The 14,127-nt window shown below is 72.0% G+C and carries 12 protein-coding genes; 4 read left to right on the forward strand and 8 right to left on the reverse strand.

Annotation, left to right across the window (positions count from 1 at the left end; translation table 11 throughout):
* The first annotated feature begins 2 nt into the window (after positions 1-2).
* Positions 3-1,955 carry a hypothetical protein gene (locus ACFVSN_RS26790; protein ID WP_387591012.1) on the forward strand — a complete coding sequence of 651 codons (1,953 nt, stop codon included), beginning with the start codon at positions 3-5 and terminating at the stop codon, positions 1,953-1,955.
* A gap of 62 nt (positions 1,956-2,017) precedes the next feature.
* Here ACFVSN_RS26790 and ACFVSN_RS26795 read toward each other — a convergent pair whose 3' ends face one another.
* Genes ACFVSN_RS26795 through ACFVSN_RS26830 form a run of 8 tightly spaced genes read right to left on the reverse strand, consistent with a single transcriptional unit; the run spans position 2,018 to position 11,381 of the window.
* A complete protein-coding gene (locus tag ACFVSN_RS26795; RefSeq protein WP_387591009.1) occupies positions 2,018-2,524 on the reverse strand; it encodes a hypothetical protein in 507 nt (168 codons plus the stop codon).
* Positions 2,517-4,232, reverse strand: a complete 1,716-nt coding sequence (locus ACFVSN_RS26800; RefSeq protein WP_387591006.1) for a type IV secretory system conjugative DNA transfer family protein — start codon at positions 4,230-4,232, stop codon at positions 2,517-2,519. The genes ACFVSN_RS26795 and ACFVSN_RS26800 overlap by 8 nt, the downstream gene beginning before the upstream one ends.
* Position 4,233: 1 nt before the next feature.
* Positions 4,234-5,793, reverse strand: a complete 1,560-nt coding sequence (locus ACFVSN_RS26805; protein WP_380443659.1) for a type VI secretion protein — start codon at positions 5,791-5,793, stop codon at positions 4,234-4,236.
* Complete coding sequence (locus tag ACFVSN_RS26810) at positions 5,793-7,325, reverse strand: SCO6880 family protein (RefSeq protein ID WP_380443661.1); 1,533 nt, start codon at positions 7,323-7,325, stop codon at positions 5,793-5,795. Before ACFVSN_RS26810 ends, ACFVSN_RS26805 begins: the two co-directional genes overlap by 1 nt.
* 4 nt (positions 7,326-7,329) lie before the next feature.
* Positions 7,330-9,366 (reverse strand): hypothetical protein, encoded by a 2,037-nt coding sequence (locus ACFVSN_RS26815; protein WP_387591003.1) that lies wholly within the window; start codon positions 9,364-9,366, stop codon positions 7,330-7,332.
* The gene (locus tag ACFVSN_RS26820) at positions 9,359-10,132 is read right to left on the reverse strand and encodes a hypothetical protein (RefSeq protein ID WP_380491760.1); all 774 of its coding nucleotides are present in this window, start codon (positions 10,130-10,132) and stop codon (positions 9,359-9,361) included. Before ACFVSN_RS26820 ends, ACFVSN_RS26815 begins: the two co-directional genes overlap by 8 nt.
* Complete coding sequence (locus ACFVSN_RS26825; protein WP_380443667.1) at positions 10,132-10,497, reverse strand: hypothetical protein; 366 nt, start codon at positions 10,495-10,497, stop codon at positions 10,132-10,134. Before ACFVSN_RS26825 ends, ACFVSN_RS26820 begins: the two co-directional genes overlap by 1 nt.
* Positions 10,494-11,381 (reverse strand): hypothetical protein, encoded by an 888-nt coding sequence (locus ACFVSN_RS26830; RefSeq protein WP_380443669.1) that lies wholly within the window; start codon positions 11,379-11,381, stop codon positions 10,494-10,496. Before ACFVSN_RS26830 ends, ACFVSN_RS26825 begins: the two co-directional genes overlap by 4 nt.
* 428 nt (positions 11,382-11,809) lie before the next feature.
* Between ACFVSN_RS26830 and ACFVSN_RS26835 the strand changes: the two genes are divergently transcribed.
* From ACFVSN_RS26835 to ACFVSN_RS26845, 3 genes are all read left to right on the forward strand, one after another.
* Positions 11,810-12,889 (forward strand): NlpC/P60 family protein, encoded by a 1,080-nt coding sequence (locus tag ACFVSN_RS26835; RefSeq protein WP_380491755.1) that lies wholly within the window; start codon positions 11,810-11,812, stop codon positions 12,887-12,889.
* Between the two features lie 13 nt (positions 12,890-12,902).
* Positions 12,903-13,421 (forward strand): hypothetical protein, encoded by a 519-nt coding sequence (locus tag ACFVSN_RS26840; protein WP_380443673.1) that lies wholly within the window; start codon positions 12,903-12,905, stop codon positions 13,419-13,421.
* A 168-nt stretch (positions 13,422-13,589) separates the two neighbouring features.
* Positions 13,590-14,126, forward strand: coding sequence for a hypothetical protein (locus tag ACFVSN_RS26845; RefSeq protein WP_387590998.1), 537 nt, complete (start codon positions 13,590-13,592; stop codon positions 14,124-14,126).
* The last annotated feature ends 1 nt before the right edge of the window (position 14,127 follow it).

Genomic DNA, 14,127 nt, shown 5'->3' on the forward strand with positions numbered 1-14,127 from the left:
TGATGGACAACTACCAGCTCACGCCCGCTGGTAGACGAGCCGTCACGGAGGCTTACGACGTCTTCCGTCGCTTCCACGGGCCGTTCATCACCTCCATCGCGGCCGAGATGCTTCCCGATCTCAAAGCGGATGCCGAACAAGGACGCCTCGTCGTCTTTCTCGGACGGGATGGACACAGCTTCGCCGCCGCCACACGTGCGCTGGATCCGGAATTCTTCGCAAGAAGCTGCCGCGAGGTCGTGCTATCGCGCGTCATAGCAGAGGCCGCGCTTCAGGATCTCGAGCAGAACAGGGGAAAGCAGTTCCCCGACGTCGAAGGGTTCCGGGGAACACGTGACCGGGTGGCTCCCGACAGCGTCCTCGGAGCCCACCGCGCCCTGACGGACTATCTCGACGACGAGAACGTACCCGTCGGCATACCCGGCAGCCGTCTGACACTCGTCGACAGCAGCTACAAGGGTACGGTGCAGGAACTCCTGGCCGCCGCTTACCCGCGGACCGACTTCGAGGGTCGCTACGCCTTCTTCGGAGCCGCTCCGGATGATCCGAATCCCGATCGCAAGATCGGCTACGTCGTCCACCTGAAGGCCGAACAGACCGGTGAGGGCAAGGGGTACCCCTTCGACGACCTCCATCCCAACCAGGGGTGGACGTTCGCCAGCAAGGAACCCATCAACGTCATCGAGCACACTCTCCACAGCCCGATGGACACTCCGCGCAGCGTGACCGTCGACGGTCCCCAGCAGCGGCGTCAGCGGGACATCCCGGATGCGCTCCGCGGCTTCAATCCGTCGCTTGTCCCGGAACGGTTCCGGGATCCGCTGACGCGCGAGGCCATCAAGGCTGCAGCGCTGGTCGCCGTGTACGACGCCGCAGCGGAGCGCGCCGCCCTCGGCCCCATGGATGCCACCTGGCTGGCCGAACGGATGCGGGAGCGGGCGCAGTTCACCGACGCCGTACGGCAGTGGGTCGACCGCAGCCCCGAGGTCGACCCGCAGCTGAAGACCGTACTCGACAGCGTCGTACGCCGCGTCGACCACCCGGTCTACAGCGAGTTGCGGGACCACCTCGCAGAACAGGGGATCTCGGAGGAGCAAGCCGCCCAGGCCTGGTCCCGGATGGAGCAGTTCCCCGACCGGGCGAGCCGGGCCGACTTCGTCCGCGCCTCGACTCGACCGCTGCCCTACGGGGACGTGCCGGACGCCGACCTCGGTGCGGCGCTCGGCCGGGCTGTCGGGGAGGCGGAGGGCGCCCGGCAGCAGGCCGTGGCGGCCGAGGGGCGGGTCGGGGAGATCGCGGCCGCGCTCGCGCCGGGTGGTGAGGTGGAGCAGCGGGTTGCCGCCCGTGCGGGGCAGGTGGAGGCGATCTTGCAGAGCCGGACGGACGCGGCCCGTGTCGACCGGTTGGCCGGGGACCTCGACCGGGCCAGGCAGCAGGCCGGGGCCGTGGAGGAGCGGTTGGCGGAGCGGGGCGGGTTCGGGAGGCCCGCCGTTCGCGGAGCCGACCGTGAGGCCCTCGAGCAGCAGCTCGCGCAGCTCGGCGTGGCCGTGCAGACCGGGGATCAGCGCCTCGCCGCCGCGCGGGAGCAGCTGCAGGTGAGCGTGCGTGCGGCCGGGGACGCCTCGGAGCACTACGCCGTACTGGCGGCCTGGCAGCAGGCCGGTGGCAATCCGGCCGAGGTGCTGGCTCGCACGACCGCAGCGCGCGAGCGCGGCCTGGAGTCGGCCCGCTCACAGGCGCAGGAGGCGCACCAGCGGGCAGCTGGGCTGGAGACCGCCGTCGGGCAGATCCAGCAGGAGCTGTCCAGGCGTGCCGCTCAGCCGCCCGCGCAGCGCCTCGCCGAGGATGCCCAGCGGGTCCAAGCAGCCCAACGGGCGGCGGTGCCGCACCAGCAGGTGCAGCAGCCCGCACCGGTGCAGAGCCACTCCCAGCACCGGAGCGGATCCGCCCGGTAGGGCCGAATGCGCCTCGCCCCCACCGGTCCTTCCGGCGGGGGCGAGGCGCATTCGGTGTCCTCTCAGGCCGGCCAGCCGCCCGGCGTCGCCGCCTGCGCGGCGTCCGCGGCGGCGAGCCGGTTGGCCTCGACCTCGGCCGGGTGGGACGGCGCGGCGGCGATCCGGGGCGGGTCGTCGTCGAGCCAGTCGGACAGTGCTTCGCCCGTGGGCTTCTTCCTGGGCGGCGGTTCCTGGTGGCCGTCCTCGCAGGTCGGGGCGGCGAGGTACGGGGTGACGGAGTGCAGCTCCTTGATCCACGCGAGTTCGCCGAAGGTGCCCGTCCGGGCGGGGTCGCCGCAGTAGGTGCGGACCCAGCCGAGGTAGAGGCCCGCCAGGATCTCCAGGACGGGCTCGTGGCCGTCCCGGTACCAGCAGCGCGGGATCTTCCGGTGCAGGTGGTGGTGGGTGATCAGCCAGTCCACCCACGGGGCGAGTTCGACGAGGCGCTGCTGCCGGTCGGCGGGCGTCATCGCCGACCACACCCACCGCCTCGGCGGGGTGCCGGTGATTCCGGCGGTGAGGTCATGCATCGGTGGCCTCCAGGGCCTGGTGCGGGACCGCGTCCGCCCGCGGCGCGGCCGGCCGGGCCAGCCACGCCTTGACGTCCGGGTCGCGCCAGGTCAGGCGCATGCGCACCCGGATCGGCGGCCGGTTGAAGTACAGCGCGATCGCGGTGTGTTCGGGGATCTCGCGCAGTTGGTGGACGGGCAGCAGGTCCGACTCGACGACGTTGGTCGAGGTGGAGTCGCGGCCGGTGCCGGTGGTGTGGCTGGTCCTCTCCACGAGTTCCCGGCCGAACAGGAACGACATGTAGCGCATCGTCTCGTCGTCGGCCATGCCGGGCAGCAGCAGCCGCAGCGTGCTCGCCGAGATGATGGTCTTGGCGCCTTCACGGCCCATCCGGCCGGCGAGCTGCGAGTAGTCGTGCCAGATGCTCAGCACGGTGATGCCCATGCCGCGGCCGGTGGTGAGCACGTTGGGCAGCTTCGGGTAGCGCAGGAAGTTGCCGGCCTCGTCGACGAACAGGCCGAGCGAGCGGTCGGGGTGGCGGCCGAGCTTCTCGTAGCGGGCCTCGGCGGCGTGGAGGACCGCGGCGATCAGCGAGGTGAAGTAGGGCGCGAAGCGGTCGGCCTGTGAGGGCGCCGCGATCAGCACGAGCGTGCCGTTGCGTTCCAGCAGTTCCTCGGCGCTGAAGTCGGTCCGCTCGGCGGCCTCGCGGATGCCCGTGCTGCGGTACGTCGCCGCGAGGACGTTCAGGGTGAACTGGACGGAGCCCTTGCCGTCGTCGTGCAGCGTCGTCCAGGGCTGCGCGTAGTCGAGCGCCGCCTCCGGGTGGTCCTCCTCCAGGATCGCGCGGACGTGGTCGACCGCCGCCTCGCCCTGGGTGAGCCAGCGCCGGAACGACTTGATGCCGCCCTTGGACGCCCGGGAGGCCAGCAGCAGTCCGGCCACGATGGCACGGGCCTGGATCAGCCACGGCTCCGCCTTCGGGTCGTACGTCTTCTGGCTCGCGTCGGCCATCCACTCGGCCATGCGCTCGGCGGCCTCGTCGTCGACGGCGTAGTCCACCGGCGACCAGTGCGCGGTCAGCCACGGCCCGGCGGGCAGCCCCGCCGGGGCGATCACCCAGACCGGGCCGATGTGGCTGCGGGCGGCGTAGATCTCCTCCAGGTCCGAGGCCTTGGTGGTCGTCACCAGTGCCGGGCCCTGCCACTCGGCCGCGTTCGGGGCGAGCAGGCCGGAGGTCTTCGCGGAGCCGGGCGGGCCGAACGCGATGGCGCTCGCGCTGCGTTCGATGACGCCGACGATCTTCCGGGTCTCCCGGCCGCGCCCCGCGGTGATGCGGTCCGGGCGTTCGGCCGGGGCGTCGGGCAGGGCCATCTCCTTCTCGATCTTGGCACCGCCCCAGGTCGCACCGCCCGCCAGCGAACGACGACGGCGACGGCCGAGGCGCCGCACGACCACCCCGGCGAGGACGGCCAGCAGCACGACCAGCAGGCCGAAGACCGTATAGAAGAGCCAGGCGGGCGGGGCCGGCCGGTAGACGGAAGCCGGCCCCTGCGCGACGGACAGCAGCAGCGTCTCGGGCACGGACGCGGTCATCTTCGGCAGACCGCCCCCGGACAGCAGCCCCGCCAGGGCACCGGCCGCGAGCGACACCGCGCCCAGCGAGACGACCGCTCCGGCGGCGAGCCCGAACAGGAACGTGCCGTCGTCCACCCGGTTGTCGGAGGCCACCTCAGATCACCATCTTCTCGTCGGTCTCGAACAACTCCCGCTCGGTGCGCGACAGCAGGAGCTGTACGGCGTGCGAGCCACCGCCCCGCCCGACCTTCCACAGCGCCCGTCCGCGCTGCCCGGCGCCCCAGGAGCCGATCAGGTCGCACTCGGCGTCGGTGAGGCCGATCGCCTCGCGGGTGAGGTTCAGCGGCTTGGTGTCCTGGGCGAGCTGGATCCGGGTCTCGCAGCTGGCGATCAGGTCCTTGGCGATGGCGACGGCCTCGGAGCCGGCCGCGCCGACCGCCTCGAAATCGCTCAACCGGTGCGTCGCGAGCAGCTGGATGGTGCCGGTCGCACGGCTCAGGCGCAGGTCGGCGTCGATCTTGCGGACCATCGACGACCCGCCCGACTGCATCTGCCGCCACAGCTCGTCGCGCACGATGATCCACGGGCGGCCCGGACGGTCGATGGCGCTCTGCGCCCAGGAGGAGACGCAGGTCAGCACCATCGCGACGACCTCGTCGCCGTACTGCTGGAGGGCGGAGATGTCCACGCTCTGGATGGGCGCGTCCCAGTCCAGGGAAACGGACGTCTTCTCGTCAAACAGGCCGCCGAGGTGCCCGGAGATCATCGAGCCGAGAGCGGAGCGGATGCTCGCCATCTGCTCGCGTGCCGTCTGGACGTCGTCGCCGCGCACGCGCAGCTCCCGGGCCATGGCCTCGGTCGGGTCCTTGAGGACCTGGTAGACGGCCGGGAGGGTCGGGGTGTCGAGGCGGGTGTGCCCGGCGCCGGCCAGCGCGCCGGTGACCTCGCGCACGGCGACGTCCAGGCACTCCTCCTCCTGCGGCTGGAGCACCCGCTTCAACTGGAGCTCCAGCAGCGCCTTGCAGAGGGTGAGGCGGCGGCGGTGGATCTCGGTGAGCCGGGCCTGGAGCTCGGCGTCGTCCTTGATCAGGTGGAGGTCCTGGCCCAGCGGGCCGGCGTCCAGCGGATTGAGCCGGCCGGACAGCCCGGGGCCCAGCCGCACCGGCTCGGTGCCCAGGTGGCGGCAGAGCGCCGCGTACTCGCCCTTGACGTCCCCGGCGATGAGCGTGCGGTGCCCGAACGCCATCAGGCGGAAGCACAGCGCCTTGACGTGGGCGCTCTTCCCGCTGCCGGGGATGCCGGTCAGGATCACGTTCGGGTTGGTGGCCAGCCCCTCCTGCACCCACACGCTCGGATGCGCGGAGAACGCCTGCATCGTGAGCGTGTTGAACCCGATGTACGCGCCGACCGGCGGCAGCGACGCCGCGTGCAGGAACGGGTAGATGCCGGACGCCCGGCCGGTGTCCGCACGGAACACCTCGGCCTTCGCGTGCGAGGCCGCCCGGCCCGCGAACGGCTGGTGCCAGCCCTTCTTCGGCGCGATCCGCATCGCCGTCGCCGGGTCCTCCAGCAGCCGGGCCCGCCGCAACTCGCGGGCGGTGGGCTGCCGCTGCGTCGGCGCTTGGTCGTCCGGCTCGAACAGATCGGCCACGCGGGTCGATTCGAGGACGGTGTCGCGTCCGTCCCGGCGGCGCGTGAACGGGAACCCCGCCATCAGATCGCCACCCTTCGCGGCGGCAGCCCCATGCCGAGCGGCAGCGCGGCGGCGGCGAACGCGTCGTCCATCGCGCCCCAGCAGCGCCGCAGTTCCAGACCGGCGTCACTCGCGTCCGCCTGCAGCTCGGCGCAGGCCGTCTCCAGCTCCTCCGGGTCCGTGACGGTGACCGCGATCAGCGCCACCATCCGCACCACGCCCTGACCGGACGCACGCGCGATGTCCTGCGCCCGCGCGATCTCCGACTCGCGGCGCTCGTCCTCCGACTCCGCCCGGCCCGTCTTCGCCCGCAGCGCCCGCGCGGACTGCCGCCGCGTCTTCTCCCGGCTCAGCTCCTTGCGCGCACGGGCAGGGCCGATCGGCTCGTAGACCAGCGACATCGACCGCCGCGCGTTCGTCCTCGGCCGCAGCAACGGCTGCAGGAACGTCGCGTACACCTCGGACTGCGGGAAGTTCCGCACCTGGTACGTGACCGTCCACGCCCCGTCGTGCCGGTACATGCCCCACGTGTACTCCGCCGCCGCCGGCCCGGCCAGCGCCGGATCCACACCGGGAGCCGTGCCCGCGTACGACGCGTCGTCGGACGCCGCCGAACGGACCGCCAGCATCTGCTGCGCCTCCGGGTCGTACGCGGTGCGGATCACGGCCGCCACCCGGCGCGGGTCCAGGAGCTCCACCACCTGGAGGCCCGCGCTGCTCAGCGACCCGTGCATGGCGTGGAACTCCCGCACCAGCACCGCGGCTGCGCCGACCTGTCCACCACCGGCACCGCGTACCGCCAGCCGCGCACGGACCGACGACAGCGTGACCGACAGGTACGTCTCACGGATCGTCGCCGCCGGACCCGCCGAGACCATCAGCTCGCCGAGGGCCTGGACGGCGGCGGCCGGGGCGTCGGCGGCGGTGTGCCGGTTCGTCCAGGACCGCAGCGCCTCGCCGTCGTCCGGCAGGCTGCGCTGGTGCACCTGGATGCGGACGATCGAGCCGTCCTCCTTGCACTGGCTGCGCAGGAAGGCCGCCCACTGACGGACCCGGGCGTTCTGCCGGGCGGTGTCGACCAGGGCCAGGCCCGGGAAGGTGACGCGGGCGACGAGGGTGTAGGTGTTGTCGATCGGGTTGTGGACGATGCCGAGCGTGCCGCCCTGGCCGTCCGGTGCGGTCAGGATGCGCAGGCGCGCGAGCACGCCGGGCAGGTCCATCGGCTGGTTGCCTTCCTTGTCGGCTGGGGCGAACACCCCGCTGTAGAACACGTTCCGCTTGGTGGCGACGGCGAGCTGGTACCGGACCGCCAGCAGCACCCACTCCTCGGCGGCCAGGCCCATCACACGGCCGTAAGCCAGGAGGAGCAGCAGGCCGGCGAGCGGGAGCGCCACGAAGGCGGCCGTCCAGCTGTGCTGGTAGATCGGGATCAGGGCGACGACCGAGGCGGCGGCCATCAGGGCGAAGCCCACGCCGGACAACTCGCCGATGAAGCCGGACTTCTCCCGCTGCCAGCCGGTGTAGGTGTCCGGCTCACTGTGGGTCAGGGACACGGGATCAGTCCCCCTTCGGCTTCGGCAGCGGCGTGGTGGGCGGTGGTGGGGCGGACTCCGTCGGCGCGGCCGGACGGACGGGGCCGGTGGTGAGCCGCACGGTGCCCGTACTCGTGGGCGGTGACGTGTCGACGAGCGTCGGCGGCGAGGCGTCGACCAGGGTCGGCGTCGTTCCTGCGGACGCGGCCGGCTGCGGCACCTCTGCCTCGCCCGTACCTTGCGGAGCCGGGCCCTGCGTCTCCGCAGGGGTGTCCGCGTCGCTGCCTTGGGCATCCTGCTGCACCGCAGGTGCTGCGCCACCGCCGCCCTTGCGGGGCGGGACCACGGAGGCGTGGCCGTTGCCGGGGGCACCCAGTCCGGCGTTCGCGGCGGTGTTCGCCGCCGCGCCCTCCAGCGTGCTCGCGCCGGCGGCGGCGAGCTGCAGGCCGAGGCCGATCCCGGTGCCGATTCCGCTGCCCATGCCGGAGAGGAACTTGCGGGAACGGCTGTTGGAACCGCTGCCCGAGGCCGAGGCGCTGTCCTCCTCCAGGGCCTTGGTGAACCCGGACCCGCCGCCGACCGCACCGGCTCCGGCCACACCGGCGGCCCCGCCGGCGAAGCCGCCGAACGCGGCTCCCATGGTGGAGCCCACAGAGGAGATCATTCCGGCGGCCACGCTGTTGCCGCCGCCGGCCTCCACCATCGTCAGGAACCGCGCCAGCACCGGCCAGGCGACCGCGGCGAGGAGGAAGACGATCAGGCCGACGATCACGTTCCGGATGCCGCTGGCGGTGCCCATCGCCTCGAACCCGATACCGAAGCACACCACGATCGCCAGCTTCGCGAGCGCCATCGCGGTGAAGGCCCGCCGGGCCTTGGGCCACCACTCCTGGGTCTCGTCGGACAACTGCCCGGCGACCGCCACGGGCATGGCGACCATCAGCACCATGATCCCGGCCTGGCGCATCAGCACCTCGATCCACAGCGCGCCGACCACCAGGATCGCCAGGATCCCGAGGACGATGACCACGCCCACGGCCTGACTCAGCACGCCTTCCCCGGTCACCAGGCTCGCGCCCACGGACTGTGCGCCGCCGGCCGTCACCAGACCGGCGAACATGCCGGCCAGCTTCGTCTTCATGACCGTCGCCGCGTCCTGGTGCTCGGGGCCGACCTGGGTGAACGACTGGTCGATGATCCAGATCGACACCTGATCGATCCACCGCAGGATGATCTGCGCCGATCCCGCGTACACCCCGAGTACCAGCGCGTACTTGCCCAGTCCCTTCAGCACGGTCGCCAGCGGCGCACCCTGTTGGCTCACCGCGACCTTGCCGAACTGGATCAGCATCAGGAACGTGGCGATCACGACCGACAGGACCGTCATGATCCCGGTCATGTGGCTGATCCCGGTCCCGCCCAGGTTGATCGTGGAGGCGTCGTTGAAGGCGTCGGCGAACTGCTGGAGGAGCCAGACCGTGCCCTCGCCGATGTAGCCCGCGATCTCCCGCATCGCGTCGGCGGCCAGCTTGCTGATCTTGCCGGCCACCCAGTCCCCCAGGCCGCCGGACGGTATCAGAAGGTCCGCGTTATGCACGTTGCAGTCCTGGAAGTTCATGCCCCCTTCGATGCACTTCCCCATGGCGTCGACGTACTTCTGATAGCCCGCGATGCCGTGGTCCGTCGTGGCTTCCCAGTCCTTGAGCTTGTCGAGCTCACGCTGCTTGCGTGCTGCGGTGATGTTCGGGTCGTCGCAGGCCTTCTTCCGCTCGTCCGCGTTCCCGCTCTCCTCGCACTTGTCGTAGAGGTCGGGCTTCTTGTAGGGCCTGCAGTTGTCGGCCTCGGGCATCATGCACCAGTGGTTGTCCTTGTCGACGCCGATGCTGCTGTCGCTTCGGTCGTTCCACTGCGAGAGCCATTCCTTCGACGGGCTGTCGGGCGGACCATTCGGGGCATGGACGGTCGGGCTGTCGGCCAACGCGGCAGGCGCGGCCAGCGCTCCCACGGACATGAGCGCGGCGAGCAGGACGGTCAGCAGGCGGAGGAGCCCGCGGTCAGTCACGGATCACCACCAGCCAGCCGTCCTTGAGGGACGTCGGCGAGTCGGGGTTGTAGGGCGCCGGGGTGAAACGCTTGGCGACCCACTTCGGATCCGTGGTGATCTTCCAGTCACCGTCCTCCCAGATCAGGACGACATCGGTCAGCTGGTTCTTGAGAGGGCTGTCGTCCGAGGCGGCCTTGGGCAGGGTGGCCGTGCGGCTGTAGTGCATCCAGACGTTGATCACCAGGCCGTCGTCGTCGAGCGCCCAGGCCTGCGCGGCGTCCACATTGGTGCTGATCGTCATGCCGGCCGGGGTGCCCCCCGAGGACGGCAGGCCGACCGTCTCACGAAGCTTGCGCACCTCGCTGACGGCCTTGTCGATGCTCGCCTCGCTGCCCTTGGCCGTGGTGACGGCGAGCTGACGACGAACCATGTCGTCGTCCAGCACGCTCAGTTCGTCGAGGTGGTAGACCGCAGCCGACATCGCACCGAAACCGAAGCGCGGAAATCCGATCGAGGCGCCGTCCTTCTGTCCGGTCGGCTTGTTCAGATGAACCGGTTTGGCCGTGTTCGGGGTCAGCGTCTTGGTCGCCGACGGGCTCGCCGACGTGGCGGGCCCCGTACTCGCCGTGGCGGTCGGGGAGGCGGCCGGCTTGCCGTCCTTCCCGTCGTCGGACATGCCGCGGACGACGGCGACGCCGCCCACCGCGATGACGGCGCCGGCCACGACGCCGATCCCGATCAGCCGAAGGCGCGCCCTGCGCGCCGCGCGGTCGTGGCGGTCCATCAGGCGGCCGCCATCTTGTAGGCGGCGAAGATGAGCCCGCTGGTGCAGGCGATGCCGATGCCCGAGATCAGGCTCATGACGATGGCCTTCTTGCCGCGGGCCGCCATGCCGCCGCGCTCGGAGTTCTCGCCGATGGCGACGGCCGCCCAGCCCAGCAGCCCGCCGAGGACGGCGAGCGCCAGGCCGCCGCCGGCGACCCAGCCGAGGATCGTGCCGGTCGGGCTCTTCACGTTCTCCGGCAGCGTCGGCTTGAAGTCCGGGATCGGGTTCTCGATCGACGTCGGCTCGGGCGACGGTCCGGCGGCGAGGATGTGCGAATGCGGGTCGGACATCAGCGTGTTCAGGACGTGGAGGGTCTGGCTCACGGCAGCAGGACTCTTTCTACGGGTTGAACGGATTGGATCTGAAGAGGGGCCGCCGCCGGTTGGGTGGCGGGCGGCAGCGGGTCGCCCCAACTGGTGTGGGCGGAGCCGAGCACGGCCCGGGCGAGCTGGTCGGCGGCCTGGAGCGACCCGGAGCCCAGCCGGGCGGCGTCCCGCAGGCCCCTGGCGCGGATGTCCGGGTCGAACGGGACCCGGACGACGGCCGCGACGCGGGGCGCCAGCATGGTCTCCCCCGCACGGACGGGCGCGGGGGTTCGGCCGTCACCGGTGGACACGAGGGCGACGACCATGCGGTCGAGGGGCAGCCCGTCGGCCGAGGCGGCCGTCAGCGCGGTCTGCAGGGCGGCCATGCCGGAGGCGGTGGCCGCCGCGCACAGGACGGGAACGCTCACCGGAAGCGCGCACCAGGCGGCGGTCAGGCCGGAGCTGCCGGCGGCGCGGGAGGCGACGATGTCGTGCGCGACCGGGTGTGCGGTGTCCGCGATCACGGCCTGCCAGCCGCCGATGGCGGCCAGCTGGTGCCACGCGGCGGGTGCCTCGGGCAGGGCCAGCGGTGGAGCGCTCCAGTCCTGGTGATCGGTCAGCACGTGCCAGCCGGCCCCGGCCGGGGCCGGAAAGCGAGTTGCCGCCGCCAGGACATGACGCCTGCTCAGTGGTGCGTCGGGCGGGACGGACGCGAGCCCGGTCCCGGGTTCCGTCGCCCACGTGGGCCACGGCGAGGCCAAACGCGGCGCGAGGTCCAGGACGACGCCGGCCGCCGCCTGGGCGAGCCCGACGCCCAGCAAACCCGCGACCGTCGACCGCCCGCTGCCGCCGACGGCCGCCAGGACGGGCACCACGACCCGTCCGTGGGGGGCGATCACCACGGACGGGACAGCTTTCCTTGCCAACGCTCCCCCGAATATTGCTAGCGGACAGTCACGCTCCGGTCAGGCTTCCCGAGCGAGCCGTGGCTGTCATGAGTACGGGTACTCATGACAGGCCTCTCCCCCGCCCCTTGGATGGGGCACAGGCCCGGTAACACCCCCGTCACCGTCCGTCTCGGCCCCGCAGTCTAATGTCGGAGCCGAACGTTTGTCGCACGCGCTCGGTTCCTGATCATCGGTCACACCTGTGACAATGCCGAAACCGTGAGCGGCCCGGCACCCGAACCGGCGGGACGCCCCCGAGCAGGGACGATGCCCTGCGGTGGATGTCGCAGTCGGGTGTGAGAATGGCGCGTCCGCTTGCACGAAGGGGGTTGTCTGCGGGCAATCGGCGTTGTCCGGAGGGGTTCTGACCGAGGGGGGTCTGAGTGCAGGTCAAATCTGGGCTGGTGTTGGCGGTCGCGGCCGTCGGCCTGAGTCCGCTGGCTCTTGGAGTCGGACTGGTCATGGTCGTCGCCGTCGCCGCCGACGACGAGAAGGGCGGCGGTGGCGGTGTGGCCCCGGTGGTGTCGGTGGCCACTCTTCGCACCGGACCCGGTGGTGTGCCGGAGCAGTACGCGGAGTTCGTCAAACAGGCCGCGGCCGCTTGCGACCAGGGGTTGAGCGCGGGCGTCCTGGCCGCACAGATCAACGCCGAGTCCGCGTTCGATCCGCGCGCCAACTCCGGACAGGCCCAGGGGATCGCCCAGTTCACCCCGGAGACGTGGGCGAGCTGGGGCAACGGCGGCAGCGTCTGGGAGCCGAAGGACGCGATCGCCGCCCAGGGCCGCTTCATGTGCAGCCTCCTGAAGACCGCCAAGCAGCACCCGGACTACAACGGCAGCGCCATCGAACTCGCGCTGGCCGGCTACAACGCCGGGTGGGGCCGCGTCGACCAGTACAAGGGCGTGCCCCCCGCGTCGTTCGCGCAGGGCCAGACCTACGACTACGTGAAGAAGATCATGGCGGACGTCCGGAAGTACACGCAGTCCGAGGACACCGTGCCCGTTCAGCTCCCCGCCGACTACCAGCTGCCCGCCGACACCCCGCAGGCGGTCAGGACCGCCGTGGCATGGGCCCTCGCCCAGCGCGGTGGCTGGTACCAGTGGGGCGGCGACTGCACGAACCCGTTCGGCGACAACACCCAGGGCCGGTGCGACTGCTCCAGCCTGATGCAGCAGGCCTACGCACACGCCGGCGTCACCCTGCCCCGGACGACGTTCGAGCAGGTCAAGACCGGCACCCGGGTGTCGCCGGACGACGTCAAACCGGGCGACCTGGTCTTCAACGCCGGCTCGGACGGCTCGGACGACTCCCCGGGCCACGTCGGCATGTACGTGGGCAACGGCTGGATCGTCGAGGCCCCGCGCACCGGCGTCCAGACCCGTACCGTCGCCTACAGCGGCTGGCGCAACAGCACATCGGCACTCACGCGGATCACCCACGTCGTCCGCGTGGTGCAGTGGTAGGACAGGAGAAACGTTGCTTCACGAGGACCAACCGGCCCACCCCTGGGGGACGGTGACACCCGCGTTCTGGGCCGCACCGGAGCCGGCCGGCCTGCCCGCGGTCACACCCGACTTCGCGGACCGCTTCGCCGAGTTGACCGGGCTGCTCGACCGGACGTCGGACACCGACGTCCTGGCGGCCGTGGCCGCCAAGGCGGGTGTGCTCGACCAGGACGTCACCGCGGCACTCGGACCGACCGACCCCAACGTCGCGAACGTCCGCGAACTCCGCGGCCTGATCGCGCGCCGCCAGGGCCGTCGCACGGAGGCCGCCCGCTGGCACCTCCACACCGCGGGCCTGCACATCGCCACCGGCGGCGTGGGCTCGCCACGGGCCAGGGCGAGCGCCAAGCACGCGCTGTCCGACTGGCGGGAGATCCCCGACCCGGCCGAACGCACCGCCGTCGGCCACGAGATCCTGCCCGTGCTCGCGGCCGTGGCCGGAACCGACGCACCGCCCACGTGGGAGGTCAAGGCGTACCTGACCGGGTAGGGCACCGACGGCGGGCCTCGCAACTCCCGTGCTGAAAGAGAAACGCCGGCCCCGGCGGTCCCGATGGGTCGTTCACCGAGTCCCGCGGAAACACATCTCGCCCGGCCCCGCGCACCGGACGGGCTAGCCGGGCTCGCGAAGCCCGGCGGGGCTGCGAAAACTGGCCGCGTGTCCTCCACCACGATCACGCCGATCTCCTCCCACGAGTTGGACCTCCTCCGTGCGCTGCGGGCCCGGGCCGCGGGCGGCGGGCTGTCGGCCGAGGCCGTGGTCCTGGCGCAGGGGCGGCTCCAGGAACCGTGCGGCTGGCCGGCGGGTTTGCCGCGGCGCAGTGACGGCGGGGACTGCTTCCGCAACGCGTGGCGGATCGCGCTGAAGCCGGCCGGGTTGGTGTACGTGGAGGGGTTCGTCCTCGGTGCGGGCGGGGTGGTGACGCGGCGCGCCTGGTGTGCGGACGAGGAGGGGCGGGCGCTGGATCCGACGTGGCGGGACGGGCGGGCGCTGGCGTACGTGGGGGTCGGGATGGCCGCGGAGTGGGTCGCGGCGGTCCAGCAGCGCACGTGTACGCGGACGCGGTTCCCGGGTGTGCTGGACACCGCCGTCCAGCACACCCGGGACGCCGACCGCGTGTTCACGTACGGGGTCCCCGCCCCGGCCCTGATACCGCTCGGCCGTGAGCTCCCGCCCCGCCCGAACACCGGATAGC

It is taken from the genome of Kitasatospora sp. NPDC057904 (genome assembly GCF_042887925.1).
GTDB lineage: Bacteria > Actinomycetota > Actinomycetes > Streptomycetales > Streptomycetaceae > Kitasatospora.